The sequence below is a fragment of the Sphingobium sp. GW456-12-10-14-TSB1 genome (assembly GCF_059424385.1).
Window position 1 is genome coordinate 24,703 of the sequence record NZ_JBWKZI010000004.1, and the last position, 21,136, is coordinate 45,838.

Below are 21,136 nucleotides of genomic sequence, written 5' to 3' on the forward strand. Positions count from 1 at the left end.
TGGCATGAGCGGAGAGATCATCGTCATTGCCGAAAAGCCCGAACTCGCGCGGGCCATTGCCGAGGGCCTTGGAGGAGGGGCGCGACAAGACGGCTTCATAGATTGCGGCCGTCATTATGTGACGTGGGCGATTGGCCACATGCTTGAGCTAGTGGACCCGCAAGACCCGTGGAACATGGCGGCGCTGCCGATCAGCTTCATCCCGTGGGAAAAGCGGCCCGTTGCCAAGACGAGCGCCCAGCTCTGCACGATCGGCAAACTCCTCAAATCGGCGCGGAGCGTCATTCACGCGGGCGACCCCGACGATGAGGGCCAGCTTATCGTTGACGAGATTCTGCAATGGGCCGGAAGCCGGTTGCCGGTCCAACGCCTGCTAATCAATGACAACAATCTAAAGGTTGTGCAGCGGGCCTTGGCCTCCATGCGGGATAACCGCGAATATGCCGGGTTATCCGCGTCGGCCGAGGCGCGCAGCGTGGGCGATTTGCTCTATGGCGTGAACATGACCCGCGCCTATACCCTCGCGGCGCAGGCGCGGGGGTTTCAGGGCGTTCTTAGTGTCGGTCGCGTGCAGACCCCAATCTTGGGCCTTGTCGTCCGCCGCGACCGCGATTTTGAGGCCCACACCAAGAGCCATTACTACACGGTATCGGGGCAGTTCAGTTTCGCCGGGCAGACCTTCCCCGCGCGTTACCAGATCGGGGAGGGCGACCCTGTTGATGAGCAGCGCCGCTTGATCGACCGCAATTTCGCGACGGCCGTAGCCGGGGCGGTGCAGGGGCAACCGGCTCGCATCGCCAGCGCCAAAACCACCGCGAAAGAGGCAGCGCCGCCGCTGCCCTACAATCTCTTGAAGCTGCAAACCGATGCCGCGCGGAAATTCGGCTACAAGCCCAATCAGGTGAAGGACATTACGCAGGCGTTGCGGGAGAAGCATCGCCTTATCACCTACAACCGCAGCGACAGCGAATATTTGAGCGATGAGCAGCACGCCGACGCCCCCGGCGTGCTGGCGGCCGTCGCCGCGACGGTCCCGATGCTGGCAGCGATCGCGCAGCGCGCGGACCCGTCGATAAAAAGCCGGGCCTTCAACTCGCAGAAGGTTTCCGCGCATCACGCCATCATTCCGACCGAAGCCACGGCCGACTTTGCCGCGCTGACAGAGCCGGAGCAGCGTATCTATATGCTGATCGCGCGCGCCTATGTCGCGCAGTTCTGGCCCGCGAACCAATATGACCAGACCGAAATCGAGATAGAGGTTGCGGGCCACGCCTTTTCCGCGCGGGGCAAGGTTGTGACCAAGCCGGGTTGGACGGTCCTCTATAAGAACGATGTAGGCAATGAGGATATTGCCGAGGACGAGGACACCCTTTCGGCCGACTTGCGTTCGATCGCGTCGGGCATGGCCGGGCAATGCCTTTCGGCCAGCGCCGACCAGCAGGAAACCAAGCCCAAGCCGCTCTATACGATGGCCACGCTTTTGACCGACCTAACGCGGGTGGCGAAATATGTTCGGGACGAGCGGCTTAGGAAACTCCTGATCGAGAAGGACAAGGGGAAGGCGGGTGAGCATGGCGGAATTGGAACCCCGGCGACCCGCGACAGCATCATAGCCACGCTTTTCGATCGCGGGTTTTTGGTCGAGAAGGGCAAGAATATCGTCAGTTCCCCGCAGGCGCGTGCCTTCTATGACGCCTTGCCCGATCAGGCGAAGTTCCCTGACATGACCGCCATTTGGCACGAACAGCAGCGCGCGATTGCCGAGGGCAAGAGCGATACCATGACATTCGTTCGCGGACTGGCCGATTATGTCGGCCGCGAGGTCGCACGGGTGAAAGAGCAGGGCCTTGCCATAGCGATCGACGCGCCGCCTTGCCCGTCATGTTCCAAGCCGCTGCGCCGGATCAAAGGGAGCAAGGGCTATTTTTGGTCCTGCACCGGCTATGCCGACGGCTGCAAATTCACCGCCAACGACAAGGCGGGCAAGCCGGAGCTGGCGAAGGCTCCCGCGCCCGTGCCGTCGCAGCAGCACAAATGCCAAGCGTGCGGCGCTGGCCTAGTGCGGCGTCCTTCCGCGAAAAAGAAGGGGGCCTTCTGGTGGAGTTGCAGCGCCTATCCCGGCTGCAAGCAGACCTATTTCGACAACAAGGGACAGCCCGATTTCAGCAAAGGAGAACGAGCATGACGGATCAGCCCAAGGCGCAGGACGCGCCCACCCTTGACGAGCTGGTGGCGCGCAAACTTGCCGACGCCGAGATTCCCGGCGCGGTTGTCGAGTTCGACCCGGAGGAAGCAGAGCGGGCAGGGGCCTTTGTCGAGGACGCCATGAGCGAGGCCGACGCGCGCGAGGCCGAGGAAGGGCTTGATGGTGACGCGGCACCGATCGCCACGGAACGCGGCGAATTGATCGCGGCAGCGCGCAACGCGAATTGATCTAGGGGAGGGCGAGGACATGGCCGAGGAGAAGAAGCCCTTTCACCAGCGGGTTGCCGACAAGCTGATAGAGCAGTTGAAGCAGGGCACCGCCCCTTGGCAGAAGCCTTGGGAGACAACCGGCAGCAGCGGATTGCCGTTCAATCCAACGACCGGGAAACGCTATCGCGGCGTCAATGTCCTCAATCTCATGTCCGAGGGCCGGGTTGATAATCGCTGGCTGACCTACAAGCAGGCCGCCGCCCAAGGCGCACAGGTGCGGAAGGGCGAGAAAGGCTCCCTTGTCCAATACTGGCAGTTCGAGGAGGAACGGGTAGTTCGGGACGAGAGCGGTAAGCCCGTGCTGGACGCCGAGGGCCGCCAGAGGAAAGAGAAGGTCGAGCTTGAGCGGCCCCGCGCATTTTATGCCGTGGTGTTCAACGCCGAGCAGATCGACGGGCTTCCACCTATCGCCACCACTACGCATGAGTGGAATCCGGTGGACCGGGCCGAGGCCATCTTGCAGGCGTCGGGCGCGAAAATCACCGAAGAAGCGGGCGACCGCGCCTTTTACCGGCCTTCGACCGACAGCATCACCTTGCCGTTGCGCAGCCAGTTTCCGAGCGCGGATCGCTTCTACGCCACGGCGCTGCACGAGCTGGGGCACTGGACCGGCCACCCCAACCGCCTTGACCGGGATTTGGCGCACCCGTTCGGTTCGGAAGGCTATGCCCGCGAAGAATTGCGAGCCGAGATTGCGAGCCTCATAACCGGGCAGGAATTGCAGATCGGCCACGACCCGGAGCAGCACGCGGCCTATGTCGGATCATGGATCAAAGTCCTTGAGGAAGACCCGCTTGAGATTGTCCGCGCCGCATCGGACGCCGAGAAGATTCACACCTATGTTCTGGCGCTGGAACAAAAGCTGATTCAGCAGGTCGAGCAGGCGCAGGACCATACGCGATATTTCGTCAGCAATGAGAATACGCTTTGCTATCAGCAGCCGGGCATGACGATGCTTGGCGTCCTCGCCAGCAATATAGACGGGCGCAACCCGATTAACGGGCCATTCTATGCCAGTCCGCTAGATCAAATCCGGCCTGCTACGCGCGAGGATTTTGATAGGTTCCGCGTGACTTTGCCGCCAGACTTCCAGCAGGCACCGGAGCAGCGCCAGAATGATCTTGATGAGGGCGATCGGCTTGCGGTCGCGGCCGTGGCCGAGACGGTTCAAGCCTATGAGGAGTGGCAGAACGGCCCCCATTTCGATGGGAACGAGGAAGCGGACCTAGTAATATCCGATGACCTCAACATGGAGCTGGACGATCGTATCAAGGCCGCCTTCGCCAGACCGGCGCTTGCAGCGGCGCTTAATGATTCCGGGTTTACGGTCGAGCGGCTGACAGACCATAGCGGCGACAGATGGGCCGCCGCAGCCGGGGCCGTTGCCGCCATAGGCGATTCTATACCGGACCCGCAGCAGCACTATTCCGACCGCACTTTGCACGCGCTGATCGACAAGCACGGTTGGGAGCCGGTTGATAGTGGCGGGCCGATGCACACCGTTCGACGGCAATTTGAGGGCGTCGGGCCGATCGGCACGATGATAACCCCGAACGGCGAGCGAAACCTTATGGCGGGCTATTCCGCCGATAGCGAGCGCCGCCGCTATATCGCCTTGTCCCTTGGGCCGAACCAGATCAGCGATTTTGATGGCCGCGACCAGAACCCGGAGGAGATTGCCCGCCTTATCAATTTGAAGGCGGAGCAATATGCCGATGAGCGCCGCGAGCGGCAGGGCTTGGCCCCGCTTTATGCGGTCAATTCGCCATCCTTGGACATTGACGCGACTGACCACCGGGACGCCGCGCCAGCGCCTTCCACCCGCACATATCTTGCGGTCCCCTATCGGGAGAAGGACGAGGCGAAAGCCTTGGGCGCAAAGTGGGATAAGGCCGAAAAATCATGGTATGTCCCGGCAGGCGCTAATGTCGAGCCGTTCCAGAAATGGCTTTCAAGCGCCGTAGAGGCACCCGCAGAAGATATAGGCCAATCGCTCCCCGGCGAGCGCGCGCAGCGCCCCACGGCCCCGGAGCAGCCGCAGGAAGGGCATACGATGAAGGAAACCCCGCGACAGACGCGCGAATATCTGGCGGTGCCTTATGGCGAACGAACCCTTGCCAAAGCCAACGGCGCGAAATGGGATGCCGCGCGCAAGAGCTGGTATGCGCCGGAGGGCGCAGACCCGGAGAAGCTGGCGCGCTGGAAAATAGACAATCAGCCGCGCCAGCAGGAGGCGAAAAGCCCGGAGGTCGAGTTTGCCGACGCCATGAAATCCCTTGGCCTTGAGGTTCCCGCAGGGCACCCGATGATGGACGGGAAGACCCACCGCGTTCCCGCAGCGGGGGACGGCAAAGGCGAGGCGGCGGGCTTCTACGTCGCGTTCACCGATGGCCACCCCGCAGGCTATATCAAGAACAACCGTTCAGGGCTGGATATGCGCTGGAAAAGCACCGGCTACACCTTGAGCGAGGAGGAGAAGGCCCGCTTGAACGCCGAGGCGGCCACCAAGCGCGAGGAGCGCGATCGGGAACGGACGGCGACATATGACGCGACGGCCGAGCGCGTGCAGCAGCGCGCCGCGCAATGCCGTCAGATCGAGCAGGCAACGCCCTACATGGAGAGGAAGGGCATTGCGCCGACGATCGGCGCGCTCGCCAGCGCCAGCGATAATACAATCCACCTTCCGGCGATCGACACCAGCGGCAAGCACTGGACGACGCAATATATTCAGGAAGACGGCACGAAGCGTTTTGCGAAGGAGAGCCACAAGGAAAGCTGTTTCCATGTGGTCAACGGGGGCGTGACGCCGCAGGCCGCACTAGCCGCGCTCGACAAGGCCCCGCGCATTATGATTGGCGAAGGCTACGCGACGATGGCGACCGTCTCTAGCGTGGTGGACCATGCGACCGTCGCGGCGTTCGATTCCGGCAACCTTCCCGCCGTCGCAGCCGCGTTGCGCGAGCGTTACCCCGACAAGCCGATTTTCATCATGGGCGAGGACGATCAGCGCGTCTTGGAGAAATTCGGCTACAATCCCGGCAAGGAGAAGGCGACCCAAGCGGCGCAGGCCGTGAACGGCGTTCCGGTCTTCCCGACCTTCGCTCCCGGCGAGCAGCAGGCCGACCCGGCACGCTTCACCGACTTCAACGACTTGCAGCAGAACAGCCGCTTGGGCCGTGAAGGCGTGGTGCGCCAGATCAGGGCGGCGATCGAGAACCCGCGTCAGCAGGAGCGGGAGGCTCCCCGGATCGAGCTGGACGACGAACGCGAAAGGAAGCGTTCCGGGCCGGTTATCGGAGACGATCGACCGGCCCAGCGCCGCAGCGTTCGACGCTAGATCAAGCGGAAACCAGCTTCCTAGAATAGTCGAGGGAACGGAGCGCGGTTTTGAGATGGAAGGCGGTTATGTCGTCGTCCATCTCCACCGCGATAACGAGGCTTTCCCGCGCGAGGTCTATAGCGTGGAGGAGGCCGCGATATTGTTCATCGCTCAGGTCCGTGTCTCGCATTGTTCTCGCAGTTCGCGGGGCCTCCGCTTCATCCACGGTCAGGGTGACAGGCTCCCGATCGTCATGGCCTTCGGCCTCTAGCTCGCTAATGTAATGCAGCGAATGGAGCGCGTGTTTCAGTTGAAAGGCTGATAGATCGTCGCCCAGCTCCGCCGCGATAGCGAGGCTTTCGCGCGTGAGGGCTATAGCATGTTGGAGGCGGTGATATTGTTCGTCGTTCAAGTCCATCATCACCCGACTCCGAAGCAGGTTCCAGAATGGCAATATACCTACGTTTGGACGATATGGCGCACCCGTTGAGCAAATTATTCGGGAAGCGGTTGAGGGCGCGGAGGCAGGCCCTCAAAATGTCGCAAGCGATGCTGCATGAGCAAACCGGCGTCACGGCCTCCTACATTTCGTTTATCGAGAACGGGAAGGCCAATCCGACCTTGGATGTTATGGCGCAGCTCGCGGACGCGATCGGTTGCCCTGTCTCGGAAATGTTGGCCGCTGAAGCATAGTCGCCGCTGTCTATGCGCTGCAGCATAGCCGCCCGCGTCTATGTCGCCGGTGGCATAGACGTTCCCGTCTATGATGCTGGCCGGTGAAGCCCCTTGCTGGCTTAGGAGGTTGCAGCATCGAGCCGGAGCCGTAATCATCCGGTGCCATGAAGGACTGGCCCGATCCGAACGACGATTCCGGCAGCGACTTGCTTATCCACATCGAGTTTTGGGGATTGCTGGCGCTTACCGGGCTTGCCTTCCTCGCGGGCGTTGGGCCGCCGATCGTCCGCTTTGTCCGTTCAGTCATCGGATAGGCGCGCACGCCTATGATGCTGTCCCGTGGCGGGGAACAATGTAGGCCCATATGCCGCCTTGGCTCGCCCACTCTGGATGCCGATAGTTATAGGCCATCATGGCGAGCGTGAACAGCAGCAGCAGAAGCGCCGACAAATCGCCGCGCGAAAAGGGCCTGTTGTTATCGCCGTTCATCGCCTCTTTTGACACAGGAGCGGTAATCGGACCCTTGCCCGCCTTGGTTAAATGTTGGTGGACGAGCTGGCGGCGCAGAAAGATGGACCCGACAGCTAATGCAGCCGGGTCCAGTGAAAGAACCTAAATGATCGAGAAAGGTTCTTCGGGTCGCAGGGCTGATCTAGGATGCTTTGGTTAATCATTTCACAACGGCAACGAGTGCGGCGCTGGCCTGCTATGAGTCCACTTCCAGCAGCGCGGCGAGGATCGCAATTCGCTCGCCCGCAGGCAGCTCGCTAAACATGCGTTTCCAACGTGCCGCCTTGCGCTTGATCCTCTGGCGATCGGTGAAATCCACCCCGGCATGGGTGGCCCAATGCGCCGCGTCGGGCGCATAGTTCATCCATAGACATTCGGTGCGCGGCCCGCCTCGCGTCATGGCCTGATAGGACAGGACGCGCCAGCGCGGCGCGGGCAGCAGTTCGCTATACAGGGACGAGGGATAGCCTGAAATCATCACCGAGGCGGGCAGCGCATCGAGGACGGCCAGCAGTTCCCTATGGTCCGCTTCCGTATAGTCATAGCGGTAGCGCGTGCCCGGATGGGAGCGCGTGGCGAGGACATAGGGCGGATCAGCATAGATCAGCACGCGCCCAGCGGCCGAAAAGTCGAAATCGCGCAGGAAGGCGAGGCAATCGACGTTGTAGGTTTCGACGGCCGCGCCATCGAACGCGCTCGATTCCTCTGCCGCGATCGAGCCGAAGCACTCAAAGGTAGCCGGATCAATTTCGAGGCCGATCGAGCGGGCAGCGGGAGGCTTGCGCCGGAGGACGATGCCGGAGCCTAGATGCGTCTCAATGTAGGTATCGTGCGGCGGCATATTGGCAATCACAGCCTGATATGCGCCCGAAACCTGTTTCGAGCCGAGATAGCCGGTCATGGCACCTACTGGAAAAGAAGGGGCAGGCGGGGGAAGCGTCCCCCTGCGATCGGGCCGCCCAGCGTCCCGATCGACCCCCACAGCAAGGGGCCAGCCCCTCGCAACGCTCCCCGGCTAACACCAAGCGGAAGGTTAGGGCTGGGGGCGTTCATCTGGAACGCCGAGGCGACGGCGGCTTAGGCAGGCCGTGGCCGATTTCGTTGGATTTGGTTTTGCCGTCGCTTTCGCTCTGGCCTGTCTTGAGGGCGTCGGAGAGTCCGGCGAGCGAGCTTCCCCGTGCCGCGTTCAGGAGAGACGTTCGGCCACTTTCCGGCGTAGCTTTTCGTCCGTCGCCATGTGCGAGGCTCCCACCAACATCAGGGCCTCCAATCGCGTAAAGTTGCCCGTGGGGAGACTGTCCTTTGAATTGGAGGGCGCAATCTGCGCTGACGCGGCCGAGTTGGTTGAGCCGGTCGAACTCTCTTTCAAGCCTTTCTTGGACAGGTCCATTTTCCAATTCCTTCCGCCAGATATTTACACCGTCCATGCCTTCTAGGCGATGAACATTCGCACGATCGCGCACGTCATGGACCGCAACCGAAATCTGATCGCCAAAGCGACCTAGAAGGGCCTCTAGGCCGTCAGGCGTGCCCTCCTGAATACGCACCATCACGGCCGCGCTCGCACCCCGGCCCAGCTCCTCAAAGCGTTGGAACGTGTGCGCAAGCGCCTCCTCTGGCCGAGGCAGCACCGCTATTACCCCGACCCTGCATCCGGCGCTCAATGCCTGTTCGACCTTGGCGATGCTCGCTTGCGGATCGACAAGCTGGCCCTCAAAGATCGCGCGCACGTCACGGCCGAGCCGGTTTCCTTCATGCAGCGCCGCATACTGGATTTCAGAGGTTTTCCCGGCCCCCGGCATCCCGGTTACGAACAGCACCAGGTTGCGGGCCGGATCGGAGCTATCGGCCACTACGCGCCGGTATTGTTCGGCCGCCAGAACGGCCGCGGCATTGTGGACGGGCGCGTTGTATCGGCCGCGGGCCTCTCTTGAGGCGGTATATTCGGGAAGCAGCTCTTTCATGGCGTCCGCACAGACGTAGCGCCCCCCGAAAGTGCCGGGTCGGGCCGCATAGTCCGTCAGGAACCGTTCGGGCGCAGCTTGCACGGCATCGACCACGCGCCGTTGCACGTCCGCGCGATCGGCGTCCGCGAACTCCAATACCCTGATAGGTTCCAATGCCATCCCGCTTCCTCTGTCAGATCCGGCATAGACGTAGGCGTCTATGAGAACCAGAACTATTTGTTGGAGCGTGGTCTAGCACGAATATAAGAAAGCCCGACACAGGGCCGGGCTTTCGCACTTTCGGTGAGGATCAGCGTGCAATAGGCACCCCCTTCGTGGGGTGATCGGCGTGCAAAAAGGACCCCTTCATCCCGGGGATTTAGTCGGCCGACTGGTTTTGATCAGTTGGCGAGAACGGGATGTTGATCGTGGAGACAGTGGTTCGGATTCGGCGTGAGCATGCAGCGGGTAAGGCGATCAAGGCGATCGCTCGTGACCTTCGTTTGTCGCGGAAGGTCGTCCGCAAAGCGATCCGGTCGCCGGAGGCGGCGTTCAACTATCAGCGCAAAGTCCAGCCGCTGCCGCGGATCGGTCCTTATCAGGATCGTCTCGATGCGCTGCTTGAGGAGAACGAAGGTCGCGGCCGCCGCGATCGGCTACGGATGACGCGTATCCATGACCTGCTGGTGCGCGAGGGGTTCGATGGATCCTATGATGCGGTGCGCCGCTATGCGGCGCGCTGGCGTGCTGCGCGGCGGAAGGATGCTGGCGAAGGCGCACCGGCGTTCATCCCGATGACCTTCCAGCCGGGTGAGGCCTACCAGTTCGACTGGAGCCACGAGGATGTGGAGATCGCCGGCAAGCCGATGCGGGTGAAGGTGGCGCATATGCGTCTCTGCGACTCGCGCGCACCCTATGTCCGGGCCTATCCGCGCGAGGGCCAGGAGATGCTGTTCGATGCCCATGCCCGGGCGTTCGCGTTCTTCGGCGGTGTGCCGCGACGCGGTATCTACGATAATATGAAGACGGCGGTGACGGCCGTGTTCACCGGCAAGGAGCGTGTGTTCAACCGCCGCTTCCTGATCATGACCGATCATTACATGGTCGAGCCGACCGCCTGCTCGCCGGCGGCGGGATGGGAGAAGGGCCAGGTCGAGCAGCAGGTCCAGACAATCCGAGGCCGCTTCTTCCAGCCGCGGCTCCGGTTCGCCAGCCTGGCCGAGCTCAACGGGTGGCTGGAGGCCGAGTGCCGGCGCTGGGCCGAGCATCATGCCCATCCCGAACGCGGGGATATTACCGTCGCCGAGGCGCTGGATATGGAGCGACCGGCCCTGCAGCCGATCCTGGCACCGTTCGACGGCTTCCATGAGAGCGAGCATGCCGTCACCGGCACCTGCCTCATCAGCTTCGATCGCAACCGCTACTCGGTCATGTCGACGGCCGCACGCCGGACCGTTCAGGTGCGCTCCTATGCCGATCGCATCGTCATACGCTGCGGCGATGCGATCGTCGGGGAGCATGAGCGCCACTTCGGTCGGAACCGCACGATATACGATCCCTGGCATTATCTGCCGGTCCTCGCGCACAAGCCCGGCGCGCTGCGTAACGGCGCACCGTTCCAGGACTGGGATCTGCCGCCCGCCCTGCACCGATTACGGCGAAGGCTCGGCACCGGGGACGAGGCCGATCGCAGGTTCGTGCGGGTCCTCTCGGCGGTGCTCACCGATGGCCTGGAGCCGGTAGAGGCTGCCGTGCGCGAAGCGTTGGCGAACGGAACGGCCAGCGACGAGCTGATCCTCAACATCCTCTCCCGGCGCCGCGAGCCGGCGACACCCCACAGCATCGTCACTTCGGAAGACCGGATGCTGCAGCATCCTCCGCTCGCCGACTGTGCCCGCTATGATCTGCTGCGAGGCTATGATGCAGCGGCATGATATGATCGACACGATGCGCGGCCTCGGACTCAAGGGCATGGCGGCGGCGTTCGACGAGGCGGTCACCACCGGCCTCCAGCGCAAGCGCACCACCATGGAGATACTGACCGACCTGCTCCGTGCTGAGGCGACCCACCGGGATGCAGCCTCCATCCGCTATCGGATGACGGCTGCGAGGCTGCCCGTGGTGAAGGACCTGGAGCGGTTCAGCTTCGAGGGCACACCGATCAATGAGGAGATGATCCGCTCCCTTCACGATGGCTCCTTCCTCCCGCCTCGCCGCAATATCGTGCTGGTCGGCGGCACGGGGACAGGCAAGACCCACCTCGCCATCGCGATCACCGCCAATGTCGTGCGAAGGGGCGCTCGCGCCCGCTACTTCAACACCGTCGATCTGGTGACACGCCTCGAAGAGGAGACCCGGATCGGCAAAGGCGGGACCCTGGCGGCGCAGCTGTCGCGGCTCGACCTGATCGTTCTCGACGAGCTCGGTTATCTGCCGTTCGCCCGCTCGGGAGGGCAGTTGCTGTTCCACCTCATCAGCAAGCTTTATGAGCGGACCAGCGTCATCATCACCACGAACCTCGCCTTCGGCGAATGGCCGACCGTGTTCGGCGATCCCAAGATGACCACGGCGCTGCTCGACCGCGTCACCCACCACTGCGATATCGTCGAGACGGGCAACGACAGCTGGCGCTTCAAAAACCGCAGCTGACAGCCACCTTCGGCGCCTTCAAAAATCTATCTTGCGCTGCGCGCGCCTCCGGTCGGGCTACGCCCGCCCTCCGCCGCACGCAGCGCAAGGCCATCTTCAACAAACCAGCATCATATTATCTGAAAAGGGGGTCCCTCTTCGACGCCGATCGGGGGTCCCTTTTGAACGCCGTTTGACACACAAGATATCAAGTCGAGAGCGGAAACCTGATCCATGTCAGTCGTTCTGGCGAAGGTCTGGGAGATATGTACGATGAAGAGGCATCTGGAATTATGGGGTGGGCCGGAGTGCACCATCAACAGGGTTCGGGATACATATCAGGATCAGTTCGAGCGATGCGGCCACTATGATCGGATCGACGATCTGAATCTATTTGCCGACATCGGCATAACGACGATCCGTTATCCTATATTATGGGAATGCATTGCGCCTGATCGGCCCGGACAGCATCTCTGGCAGGGCGTGGATGCGCGGATCGACCGGCTGCGCGCACATGGCATCGACGTCATTGCCGGGCTTGTCCATCACGGCAGCGGTCCCTCCTACACGCATCTCCTCGACGATGACGGTTTCGCGCGGGGTCTCGCTGATTTCGCGGCCCGCGTTGCGGAGCGCTATTCCTGGATCAACCAGTGGACGCCGGTCAATGAGCCGCTCACCACGGCGCGCTTTTCGGCGCTTTATGGCCATTGGTATCCGCATGTCCGCGACGAGGGCGCGTTCTGGCGCGCGCTCCTCAACCAGATCGACGGAACCCGGCTCGCGATGCAGGCCATTCGCAGGGTCAATCCCGCCGCGCGGCTCGTTCAGACGGAGGATCTCGGCCGCACCTTCGCCACTGCCGAGTTGCGCGAGCAGGCTGCGTTCGAGAATATCCGGCGCTGGGCGACATGGGACCTGCTGTTCGGGCGCGTACGGCGCGGTCATCCGCTGTGGCGGCGCATGGCCGCGCACGGGCTGGAGCACAGGCTGGAGGCCATTGCGGCCGATCCCTGTCCGCCAGACATCATCGGCATCAACCATTATCTGACCAGCGAGCGGTTCCTCGACCATCGCATGCAGCGCTATCCCGCCCATGCGCATGGCGGCAATGACGGGCAGCGCTATGCCGATGTCGAGGCGATCCGGGTGCTGGAGCCGCCCCCGCCCGGTCTGAGGGGCGTGATAGAGGAGGCGTGGGACCGCTATGCGACCCCGATCGCGGTCACCGAAGTCCATAATGGCTGCACGCGCGAGGAGCAGCTGCGCTGGCTGGCGGAGGCGTGGGATTGCGCCGAGGATCTGCGCAATGAGGGCGTGGACGTGCGAGCGATCACGCTCTGGTCGCTGCTCGGCAGTAGCGGATGGAACACGCTGCTGACCGCCCCCGGCATCTATGAGCCGGGCATATTCGACGTCAGTAGCGGAACGCCGCGCGCGACCGCTCTCGCAGCGCTCGGCACGGCTCTGGCCACTGGCGCTGCACGGCATCCGCTTGCAGCGCAGCCGGGCTGGTGGCGTCGGCCGATCCGGCTTGAATATCCCGCCGTCCGCCGTCCTGCCCCGGCCGTGCAGCACCGGGCGGACAGTTGCAGGGAGCGTGCGCCCATGGGTCGGCCCCTCCTGATCATGGGCGCGACAGGAACCCTGGGGCAAGCGTTCGCGCGGGCCTGTACGCTCCGCAACATACCGCATGTGCTGACGGCGCGGCACGCGCTCGACATCACCAGCGAGGCCAGCATCGGGGCTGCGCTGGACCGGCACGATCCCTGGGCAGTGGTGAACGCCGCCGGCTGGGTACGGGTCGACGAGGCGGAAAGCCATGCCGCCCGTTGTTTTGCGGCGAACAGCGACGGCCCGGTCCGCCTTGCGCGGATGGCGGAGGAGCGGGGGCTTGCCACCCTCAATGTCTCAAGCGACCTCGTCTTCGGGGGCAAGGCGGAAGGGGCCTATGTCGAAACCGACGCGCCCGACCCGCGCAACGTCTATGGCGAGAGCAAGGCGCGCATGGAGGAGGGACTTCTCGCCCTGGCGGGGACGCATCTCATCGTTCGCACCGCAGCCTTCTTCTCTCCCCATGACGAGTTCAACTTTGCCGTCGCGGTCGCTCGCGCCCTGACGGCGGGGCAGCCGTTCGAGGCCGCGGCGGACCAGCGGATCACGCCGACCTATGTGCCGCATCTCGTCAGGGTCGCGCTCGACCTCCTGATCGACGGTGAGCAGGGCCTCTGGCACCTCACCAATGAGACGGAGCTATCATGGGCAGAGTTCGCGGAAGCCGTCGCGGACAGCCTGAACCTGCCCCGGCATCTGATCCGCGCCGTGCCGGGCGCCCGCCTGAACCAAATGGCGCCACGCCCCTCCCGCGTACCGCTCGCGACGGGGCGCGGGGCGCACCTGCCGTCTCTTGCGGATGCCCTCGGCGAGTTTGCGCGGCATGAGAAGAGGCAGCAAGCGGTGCGCGAGCTTGCATGACATGCAAACGGCCATGGATCCGAAGACCCATGGCCGCCGAACATTCAGCCGTCTTACATCCAGCCGTCGAGATCGTCGGGGATGTTGCTCAGCGTACCCTTGCCGGTGATGGCGTTCAGATCGAACGGCTGCGCCTCCAGGAAAAATTCCAGCTGGTCACGCGATGTCACAAGCGAATTGATCACGCGGACTTTCAGGCCTTTGAAGTTCGGGCCGTCGATGCGCAGCGCCTTCAGCGTGACTTTCGATCCATGCGGTATCTTCACGAAGCGCGGATAGTTCAGCAGGCGAAAGTCCGGCTGAACGATCTCAAGCTCGACGTCGATCGGGCCAGCATTCGCGATCTCCATCTCGCCTGAGTTTCCGATCAGAAACTCTGACGGCGAATATTTGGTGAACGACATCTTCAGGACCGCGTTCATCACCGTTTGAACATTCTCGCGCGTGCCGAAGAAAGTGTCGCGGAAGAGGCCGACCGTACGACGCTTTTCCAGCGCATCCTTGAAGGCCGCTTCATCCTCTCCCTGCGTCAGGAACAGGGTGGCGACGCGGTGATCCATCCCCGCCGCCTCCTGCTCCAACGCGGTCCCGAGATGAGCGTCCGTAGTCGCCGCGATATAGAGGTTATATTTCAGGGCCACGTCCATCGCGCTGGGGTGGATGAAATCGCTTTGCGCAACCTCAATCCCCGACAGCAGACCCTCTGAAAACATCCGTTCGAGGAACGGCGTCACCACTGCCTCACCAGGGGAGGAGGAGGGGATGGTCGGATGATTCCACTGGCAGATGGCGCCCTGCCGCTTCGCTTCGCGGAACCGTGCTTCCAGATCTTTCTCGTCCGCGCTGGTCCGGTTCCAGTCGACCCGGAGCTGCCCGCCCGTCTGCTTGAAGGTGCTGTAATGGACTTTCCCCGGGTTCAGCGCATTTGCATCCTTGAGGAAGTGACAATTGAAATGCCCGATCGCGCGCGTGATCTCCGACCCGAGCGAGAGTTTCATGCCGCCGAGGCCAAGCATGCCCGAAGAGATGAACGCGCGGCCGATTTCATAGCTGCGGTTCTTGTTGGTGCCGGTGTCGCGGATCTTTGGCGTGATGATGTCATGTTCCGTGAAGGACACGAACTTAAGCCCGTCATGCGCCGCTTCTGCGAGGCGAAGCGTCGGCCAGGCCGAGCCGTCCGAGAATACGGTGTGCAGGTGCAGGTCGCCGGCGAAAATATGATGTCCGTCCTTCGTATCGGGGAAGATCAGACGCGCGGGCGACGGCGGCCGCTGATCGGATTGCGTCACGAACTCGGCGGAAGCTTCTCCGGCGGTGAACAGCCCTGCGAGCATAGCGAGAGCGGAAACCATTGCGCGGAAGTTTCTATGCTTAACCATAAGATCTCCTGATGAAGGTGGTGTTTGATGAATGGGCTTTGATATCGGTCGTGAAATCAGATTCACCGCACCGGCTCTGTTGCAAACATGGGGCACGGCCGCGCGGCGTCACCCAGTTGGGGGATTAGGCAGCATTGGCGAAATGCTTATTGAGCATAATCATGGTTTCGGTCAGGGCCGAGGGTCCAATTCCGAATGCTCTTTCAACCAGGCGCACCTCCCCCATGATACCTGGCTGCAGGCACCATGCCTGGGCCTGTCCTTTGCGTAGGGCGCGCATGACCTCGAAGCCCTTGATCGTGGCGTAGGCCGTTGGCATCGACTTGAAGCCACGTACCGGCTTGATCAGCATCTTCAGCTTGCCGTGGTCGGCCTCGAGCACGTTGTTCAGATATTTCACCTGCCGGTGCTCGGTTTCCGCCGCCAGTTTGCCTTCGCGTTTCAGCTCAGCGATTGCTGCGCCGTAGCTGGGTGCCTTGTCGGTATTGAGTTTGGCCGGCTTTTCCCAGTCCTTCAGGCCACGAAGAGCTTTGCCCAGAAAGCGCTTCGCCGCTTTGGCGCTGCGTGTCGATGACAGATAGAAATCAATCGTGTCGCCCCGTTTGTCGACCGCCCGGTACAGGTAGGTCCATTTGCCCCGCACCTTTACGTAGGTCTCATCCAGACGCCAGCTCGGATCAAAGCCGCGCCGCCAGAACCAGCGGAGACGCTTCTCCATCTCCGGCGCGTAGCGCTGCACCCAGCGATAGATCGTCGTATGATCGACATCGATCCCACGCTCGGACAGCATTTCCTCGAGATCACGGTAGCTGATGCCGTATCGACAATACCAGCGCACCGCCCATAGGATGACCTCGCCGGTAAAATGCCGTCCTTTGAAATCGTTCATCGCAACTGACCTTGACAGTACATGAGCCCAATCTTGGAAACCGTGTCAGAGTTTGCAACAGAGCCCGCGTGTGCATGACCTGCGCCACTCGATGGTCGTGAACAGAAACCTCGAATGGTACCGAACGGGCATCAATCCGCAGAATTGCGTGCCGTTCCTCACGACCTATGTCAGCCATCGGGATATCAATTCTATCCTGGCCATACAAACCCGGGGGCATCCACCGCAATAAGTTCAGAATGAGCATCGGCTGTCGGGGCCAATTGCCGTATTAGGATCTTTGCCAATGGCAGTGGAAATGCTCCTAGGGGTTGCGGCGCATCGACGAGCCAAGGAAAACCGGGTTGGAATAAAACCAGAGATCAGTCCATGCGTCTTCGCCCTCGGCATCGGGCGCCGGCTCGGCATCCTCAGTATTCGTCCCGCGCAGACGGAGATATTCATCGCCTGCGACCGGTTCGAGAGCCGTTTCGATCACGCGCCATTCGCCCTCTCGCTTCCATTCCGCCTCGGTAAAGCGCGCCACGACGCGCGTGCTCGGATTCCGATCAAGATTCGGATCGGCGGATTTCGTGCCCACCGATCCGCGGATCAGGTCAATATGGTGAACGGCAGGATTGTCGCCATTGGCATTCAATCCGTCGGGATCCCGAAAGCGGATCGTAAGGTGAAGCGGCTCACCATTGCCTGCATTTATGGTGGAACCGAATTCGATCGGACGCGCATCGGCGCCTGTTCCCAACAGAATCTCAAGTTCCGACACGAGATCGCCTGTAGTCACGAAAATGCGTCCGGCGCGCATGGCGGCGATGATCGATGCGGGGTTCTTTGGCGCGTGGACATAAGTCTTCGAATATTCGCCAGGCCAGAAGTCGAAACCGCCTTCGGTCCAGTTGATGTGTGAGTCTGAGTTGGCGGTAATCCACCAGCGTCGTCCTTCACCCAGCATGGAATCCCAGAAGCCGCCAAGCCGCGCGGTCATCTGGTCGAAACCACCCATGGTCGGGAAATCGCCATAGGCCCCGCGCGGGATCGCATCGCCGAAATAGGCCGCATAGCGCGAAGGGCCGACACTTTCGCCGACCTGACCGGCGGCCTGATGGCCCGGCGCACCTTCCATCCCGATGGCGACTTCCGGCGCGGTATCGTTCCAGCCACGCAATTTGGAAGGGGTGGTCAGGCCGTATTTGCCCATGCCGGTTGCGGACCTCGAGGGATGGTGTGCGAAAAGAACAGGCTTTGGCTGTTGTGCATCCATTGTCCGCAATGCGTCCAGCATTCGCCCTTCACTGTTGCGCGACGGATCGCGGGGCCACGCCTCACGGGCGCCGTAGCCCTTCTCCAGCTCGCGCAACCGGTCGGCCTCGTCGTCACCTGCCGGAACGATGATGCTGCTGTGATCCGCTCCGGGCGTATCGAATTCCATGCCGAAGAATTGCACCAATTCCGGCACCAGCTGTCGTGATCGCAGCAGTTCGGGATAGGCGTGGTCGTGGTTGACCTTGCTATGATTGGGGCCGCCATGATCGGTCGCCACCATCCAGTCCAAACCGAATTTGCGCGCCATCAGGGCGTTCATGGGAATCGGGTATATCGCATCACCGCCCACGGTCGGCGTCGGCGGGTCGGCCTTTTCGTCATAGCCGGTCGAAAAGCGACTGTGAGTGTGATGATCGCCCGCCAGCCAGCGCGCTTCTCCGGCATCGGCGCCCGGCTGCGGCGCCGGCACATCGATGCTGTGCATATGACGTTCGTGCGCGGTAACGGCAAATACCGGCAAGCAAACGAGGACCAGAGCGGCTGATGATCTCGTGGCGTTTCGAAGCATGTTTCTGTTCCTGGGATGAATTGATTGGCTCTGTTGCAAACATGGGGCACGGCCGCGCGGCGTCACCCAGTTGGGGGATTAGGCAGCATTGGCGAAATGCTTATTGAGCATAATCATGGTTTCGGTCAGGGCCGAGGGTCCAATTCCGAATGCTCTTTCAACCAGGCGCACCTCCCCCATGATACCTGGCTGCAGGCACCATGCCTGGGCCTGTCCTTTGCGTAGGGCGCGCATGACCTCGAAGCCCTTGATCGTGGCGTAGGCCGTTGGCATCGACTTGAAGCCACGTACCGGCTTGATCAGCATCTTCAGCTTGCCGTGGTCGGCCTCGAGCACGTTGTACGGAAATCCTTCGACCTTCTGGTGTGTGTAGTCGATATAGTTTTGCGTGTCGGGCAACACCGCGATCGTGAAACTATCGTCATGGCTGTTCGCCTGGGCGGCTGTCCCGGCAGCGAGCGCCATAGCCGCCACCGATGAGAACGCAATTTGCCGCGTCCAATGGCCAAGGAGGGTCATGTTAAACTCCAATAGTTGCTTGTATGTTGGTTGGCTGATCAGAAAGTGTAGCCGAGCGAAACGCCATAAGTGCGCGGCGCGCCGCGGAATGCCGCGTAGACGGGCAGAGCCACGTAAAGGGTCGTCGCGTATCTTTTATTGGTGAAGTTGCGCACCCAGCCGGTCACGGTGAGGTGGTCGGAAAACTTTCCTTCCAGCTGCGCATTGCCCAGAAAATACCCTTTGACATCCTGGTAGTTGTCGAGTTCGGTAAAGTAGTTATCAATAAATCGACCATTGATGGATGGCGTAATCGTAAAGTTTTCTCCGGCCTGGAACGTGTAACGGACCGCACCCGTCAGTGTCAGCTTGGGCGCGAACGGGAGCGCATTGCCAATTCTGCGCTCGCGCTCGGCAGGATCATCGGAATCCATTTCGAGAATCCTGCTTTCAAGCAGCGACACGCCACTTTGTATTTCCAGGCCGTCGAACGGACGAACCGTGATGTTGGCCTCGGCACCGAAGGTACGGGCACTTCCAACGTTGGTCCTGATGTTCGAGGGGAGGCCGCCCACCAGCTTGTTGAGACTGCCCTGCAGATTGCTGAAGTCGTTATAAAATACGGAAGTCTCGATCTGCACCGGACCGCCGCGCGGGAGGAACTTCACGCCGGCTTCATAAGTCCACACACGCTCCGACTGGAATGGGTCGGTCTCTGCCAGGGTTAATGAAGTCGATCCGTCAAAACCACCCGACTTGAAACCCTTGCTGATCGAGGCGTAGGCAGTCGTGGACGGGGACACCTCGTAACTTAGGTTCAGGCGACCTGACACGCTGCTGTCGGAGAACTTGCGGTCGAAGATCAGCGGCAAGGGCGGCCAGGCGACAGGCGCGAGACTCACCCCGTAGGGATCGAGATCAATTGTCGATCCGCGGAACTGGGTCCTGTCCCGGGTGTACCGAGCGCCGGCACCGATTTTCCATCCATGTCCCAGCTTAATGCTACCATCGGCGAATCCCGCGAGGCTACGACGGCGCTGCGTGTAGTCGGTCCCTATGATCGTTCGCAGTGCGTCGGCGAGATCCAGCTCGCTTTCCATCCGAACGTTATCACGATAGATGTTAGCGCCGAGCACCCAGTCGATCGGTCCGGGCGATGCATTTTGAAGGCGCAACTCGGCGGTACCTTGCGCGACACGATCGTCCCAGGTCGCGTCGTTGCGGCGCAATGGCGACATGTCGGCATTGCTTGTGTAATGCTGCTTGAGATGTTCGTAGCCCAAAATTGCCACTAGCAGCACATCGTCGGCGATCGTCTGGTTCAGCGTGAAGGATCCGCCGTAGCTGGATTTCCTCAGTTCCGGGGGAAGTGCTGAATCAACGGTATATGGCGCATTCGGCTCGATGCCGCCAAGCGTGGCGGTCCGCTCGAGATACTGTACTGCTCCGACTTCGCGGAACGCATGCGCGTTCAGGGTGATGCGCGTTCCAGAATTCGGTTCCAGAACCAGGATCGCGCGACCGCCATAGTATTTCGAGCGACCGGCCTTGTGGTCGATGCCGGGGTCGGTGAGAGGTGGCAGGGCGGGCACTGCGGAACCGCTGCGACCGGCGGTGCCAGTATTGGTGATGAAGCCGTCGGTCTTGTCGTACACGCCGGCAAGACGCAGTTTCACTCCGTCGAGCAGCGGGCCGCCTATCGCGGCTTCCGCGCGCCAGGAATTGAAGCGACCATACTCGACACGAGCGTTCCCCTGAAGTGTATTGCCGGGCTGATTGGAGATGATGTTGACCGCACCGGCAGTGGTGTTCTGGCCATAGAGCGTGCCTTGCGGTCCCTTGAGTATCTCGATGCGACTGACATCGAACATTTGCCCTCCGACGAGGGCGGCCGAACCTTGATAGACCCCGTCGACGCTCACCGCTGCGGAGGGATTCCCGTTAGGGCGAAAATCGTCATATCCGATCCCGCGGATGGTGAATGTCTGGATGGTGCGACCTCCGGCGATTTGCGGTGAAACGACCACGCCCGGCGTCAGGCGGGACGCGTCCACCAAGTCCTTGACGCCCGCTTCGCGCAGTGCCTCTGGAGACAGGACGCTGACTGCCGATGGAACATCGATCAGCCGCTGGTCGCGTTTCTGGGCCGTGACGATGATGTCGCCACCTGCCTCGACAGGATCGTCGGCGGCGTAAGCCGGGGGAGCCGCGATCGTCAGGGAAGCGAAGGCGGAGGATAGCAGATGAACGCGGCGGAACTTGTGCTGCGATGAGCTGGCCATGAAATCAGTCCTTGGAACATGTATGTCAGAAGAGGGCGAGCGACATCGGCCACCGCCCGGATCGGGGGTGGATCTCGCGTCGCTCAGGACAATGAGGGGCCTAGTCGGAGACGACAGGCCGTTGCGGCATACGCCGGGACCCCGCCCATCGATGGATGTGTGAATACTTCATAGGACCCCCTGCCCGAATCGAACGGCTGTACAGGTAGGTGTATCGTGTGAATCTTCTATG

General features: G+C 61.8%; 16 protein-coding genes and 1 pseudogene. 8 read left to right on the top strand and 9 right to left on the bottom strand.

Going from position 1 to position 21,136, the window contains the following annotated elements:
- Positions 1 to 4 precede the first annotated feature (4 nt).
- Genes AC07X9_RS23720 through AC07X9_RS23730 form a run of 3 tightly spaced genes read left to right on the top strand, consistent with a single transcriptional unit; the run spans position 5 to position 5,812 of the window.
- Positions 5 to 2,185 carry a DNA topoisomerase 3 gene (locus AC07X9_RS23720; RefSeq protein WP_086485397.1) on the top strand — a complete coding sequence of 727 codons (2,181 nt, stop codon included), beginning with the start codon at positions 5 to 7 and terminating at the stop codon, positions 2,183 to 2,185.
- Positions 2,182 to 2,433, top strand: a complete 252-nt coding sequence (locus AC07X9_RS23725; protein ID WP_054944723.1) for a conjugal transfer protein — start codon at positions 2,182 to 2,184, stop codon at positions 2,431 to 2,433. Before AC07X9_RS23720 ends, AC07X9_RS23725 begins: the two co-directional genes overlap by 4 nt.
- A 19-nt stretch (positions 2,434 to 2,452) precedes the next feature.
- Positions 2,453 to 5,812: a zincin-like metallopeptidase domain-containing protein gene (locus AC07X9_RS23730; protein WP_086485398.1), complete on the top strand. Its 3,360-nt coding sequence runs from the start codon at positions 2,453 to 2,455 to the stop codon at positions 5,810 to 5,812.
- Position 5,813: 1 nt separating this feature from the next.
- Here AC07X9_RS23730 and AC07X9_RS23735 read toward each other — a convergent pair whose 3' ends face one another.
- Entirely contained in the window at positions 5,814 to 6,215 is a 402-nt protein-coding gene (locus AC07X9_RS23735; RefSeq protein WP_044663218.1) for a hypothetical protein, read from the bottom strand.
- A gap of 53 nt (positions 6,216 to 6,268) precedes the next feature.
- Between AC07X9_RS23735 and AC07X9_RS23740 the strand changes: the two genes are divergently transcribed.
- Positions 6,269 to 6,487, top strand: coding sequence for a helix-turn-helix domain-containing protein (locus AC07X9_RS23740; RefSeq protein WP_226998764.1), 219 nt, complete (start codon positions 6,269 to 6,271; stop codon positions 6,485 to 6,487).
- 146 nt (positions 6,488 to 6,633) lie between these two features.
- On the top strand, positions 6,634 to 6,783 hold the full coding sequence (locus tag AC07X9_RS23745; RefSeq protein ID WP_172668332.1) for a hypothetical protein: 150 nt from the start codon (positions 6,634 to 6,636) through the stop codon (positions 6,781 to 6,783).
- Positions 6,784 to 6,793: 10 nt separating this feature from the next.
- Here AC07X9_RS23745 and AC07X9_RS23750 read toward each other — a convergent pair whose 3' ends face one another.
- From AC07X9_RS23750 to AC07X9_RS23760, 3 genes are all read right to left on the bottom strand, one after another.
- Positions 6,794 to 6,958, bottom strand: a complete 165-nt coding sequence (locus AC07X9_RS23750; RefSeq protein ID WP_021223002.1) for a hypothetical protein — start codon at positions 6,956 to 6,958, stop codon at positions 6,794 to 6,796.
- Between the two features lie 217 nt (positions 6,959 to 7,175).
- On the bottom strand, positions 7,176 to 7,880 hold the full coding sequence (locus tag AC07X9_RS23755; protein ID WP_006954176.1) for a DNA adenine methylase: 705 nt from the start codon (positions 7,878 to 7,880) through the stop codon (positions 7,176 to 7,178).
- A 148-nt stretch (positions 7,881 to 8,028) separates the two neighbouring features.
- Entirely contained in the window at positions 8,029 to 9,105 is a 1,077-nt protein-coding gene (locus AC07X9_RS23760) for a hypothetical protein (RefSeq protein ID WP_044663217.1), read from the bottom strand.
- A gap of 239 nt (positions 9,106 to 9,344) precedes the next feature.
- On the opposite strand from AC07X9_RS23760, the gene istA reads away from it, so the two are divergent.
- The 3 genes from istA to AC07X9_RS23775 all read left to right on the top strand — a co-directional run bounded on the left by istA (position 9,345) and on the right by AC07X9_RS23775 (position 14,028).
- A complete protein-coding gene (istA, locus tag AC07X9_RS23765) occupies positions 9,345 to 10,859 on the top strand; it encodes an IS21 family transposase (protein ID WP_021238707.1) in 1,515 nt (504 codons plus the stop codon).
- On the top strand, positions 10,846 to 11,574 hold the full coding sequence (gene istB / locus AC07X9_RS23770; RefSeq protein WP_031304487.1) for an IS21-like element helper ATPase IstB: 729 nt from the start codon (positions 10,846 to 10,848) through the stop codon (positions 11,572 to 11,574). Before istA ends, istB begins: the two co-directional genes overlap by 14 nt.
- Before the next feature lie 252 nt (positions 11,575 to 11,826).
- The gene (locus AC07X9_RS23775) at positions 11,827 to 14,028 is read left to right on the top strand and encodes a family 1 glycosylhydrolase (protein ID WP_036527622.1); all 2,202 of its coding nucleotides are present in this window, start codon (positions 11,827 to 11,829) and stop codon (positions 14,026 to 14,028) included.
- A gap of 53 nt (positions 14,029 to 14,081) precedes the next feature.
- On the opposite strand, the gene AC07X9_RS23780 is transcribed toward AC07X9_RS23775, so the two are convergent.
- From AC07X9_RS23780 to AC07X9_RS23800, 5 genes and pseudogenes are all read right to left on the bottom strand, one after another.
- Positions 14,082 to 15,503, bottom strand: a complete 1,422-nt coding sequence (locus AC07X9_RS23780) for a PHP domain-containing protein (protein WP_140159546.1) — start codon at positions 15,501 to 15,503, stop codon at positions 14,082 to 14,084.
- A 28-nt stretch (positions 15,504 to 15,531) separates the two neighbouring features.
- Positions 15,532 to 16,296, bottom strand: a complete 765-nt coding sequence (locus AC07X9_RS23785; RefSeq protein ID WP_006949122.1) for an IS6 family transposase — start codon at positions 16,294 to 16,296, stop codon at positions 15,532 to 15,534.
- A 304-nt stretch (positions 16,297 to 16,600) separates the two neighbouring features.
- Positions 16,601 to 18,040 (bottom strand): CehA/McbA family metallohydrolase domain-containing protein, encoded by a 1,440-nt coding sequence (locus AC07X9_RS23790; protein WP_217884235.1) that lies wholly within the window; start codon positions 18,038 to 18,040, stop codon positions 16,601 to 16,603.
- 162 nt (positions 18,041 to 18,202) lie between these two features.
- Positions 18,203 to 18,463 (bottom strand): annotated as a pseudogene (locus AC07X9_RS23795) (DDE-type integrase/transposase/recombinase); the annotation flags it as partial.
- 218 nt (positions 18,464 to 18,681) lie between these two features.
- Positions 18,682 to 20,904, bottom strand: a complete 2,223-nt coding sequence (locus tag AC07X9_RS23800) for a TonB-dependent receptor (protein WP_086485402.1) — start codon at positions 20,902 to 20,904, stop codon at positions 18,682 to 18,684.
- Positions 20,905 to 21,136: the final 232 nt, after the last annotated feature.

What these genes read in the sequence shown, in the direction of transcription:
- AC07X9_RS23720 (WP_086485397.1), top strand. Translation starts at nt 5, where the DNA reads ATGAGCGGAGAGATCATCGTCATTGCCGAAAAGCCCGAACTCGCGCGG.
- AC07X9_RS23725 (WP_054944723.1), top strand. Translation starts at nt 2,182, where the DNA reads ATGACGGATCAGCCCAAGGCGCAGGACGCGCCCACCCTTGACGAGCTG.
- AC07X9_RS23730 (WP_086485398.1), top strand. Translation starts at nt 2,453, where the DNA reads ATGGCCGAGGAGAAGAAGCCCTTTCACCAGCGGGTTGCCGACAAGCTG.
- AC07X9_RS23735 (WP_044663218.1), bottom strand. Translation starts at nt 6,215, where the DNA reads ATGATGGACTTGAACGACGAACAATATCACCGCCTCCAACATGCTATA.
- AC07X9_RS23740 (WP_226998764.1), top strand. Translation starts at nt 6,269, where the DNA reads ATGGCGCACCCGTTGAGCAAATTATTCGGGAAGCGGTTGAGGGCGCGG.
- AC07X9_RS23745 (WP_172668332.1), top strand. Translation starts at nt 6,634, where the DNA reads ATGAAGGACTGGCCCGATCCGAACGACGATTCCGGCAGCGACTTGCTT.
- AC07X9_RS23750 (WP_021223002.1), bottom strand. Translation starts at nt 6,958, where the DNA reads ATGAACGGCGATAACAACAGGCCCTTTTCGCGCGGCGATTTGTCGGCG.
- AC07X9_RS23755 (WP_006954176.1), bottom strand. Translation starts at nt 7,880, where the DNA reads ATGACCGGCTATCTCGGCTCGAAACAGGTTTCGGGCGCATATCAGGCT.
- AC07X9_RS23760 (WP_044663217.1), bottom strand. Translation starts at nt 9,105, where the DNA reads ATGGCATTGGAACCTATCAGGGTATTGGAGTTCGCGGACGCCGATCGC.
- istA (WP_021238707.1), top strand. Translation starts at nt 9,345, where the DNA reads ATGTTGATCGTGGAGACAGTGGTTCGGATTCGGCGTGAGCATGCAGCG.
- istB (WP_031304487.1), top strand. Translation starts at nt 10,846, where the DNA reads ATGCAGCGGCATGATATGATCGACACGATGCGCGGCCTCGGACTCAAG.
- AC07X9_RS23775 (WP_036527622.1), top strand. Translation starts at nt 11,827, where the DNA reads ATGAAGAGGCATCTGGAATTATGGGGTGGGCCGGAGTGCACCATCAAC.
- AC07X9_RS23785 (WP_006949122.1), bottom strand. Translation starts at nt 16,296, where the DNA reads ATGAACGATTTCAAAGGACGGCATTTTACCGGCGAGGTCATCCTATGG.
- AC07X9_RS23790 (WP_217884235.1), bottom strand. Translation starts at nt 18,040, where the DNA reads ATGCACAGCATCGATGTGCCGGCGCCGCAGCCGGGCGCCGATGCCGGA.
- AC07X9_RS23800 (WP_086485402.1), bottom strand. Translation starts at nt 20,904, where the DNA reads ATGGCCAGCTCATCGCAGCACAAGTTCCGCCGCGTTCATCTGCTATCC.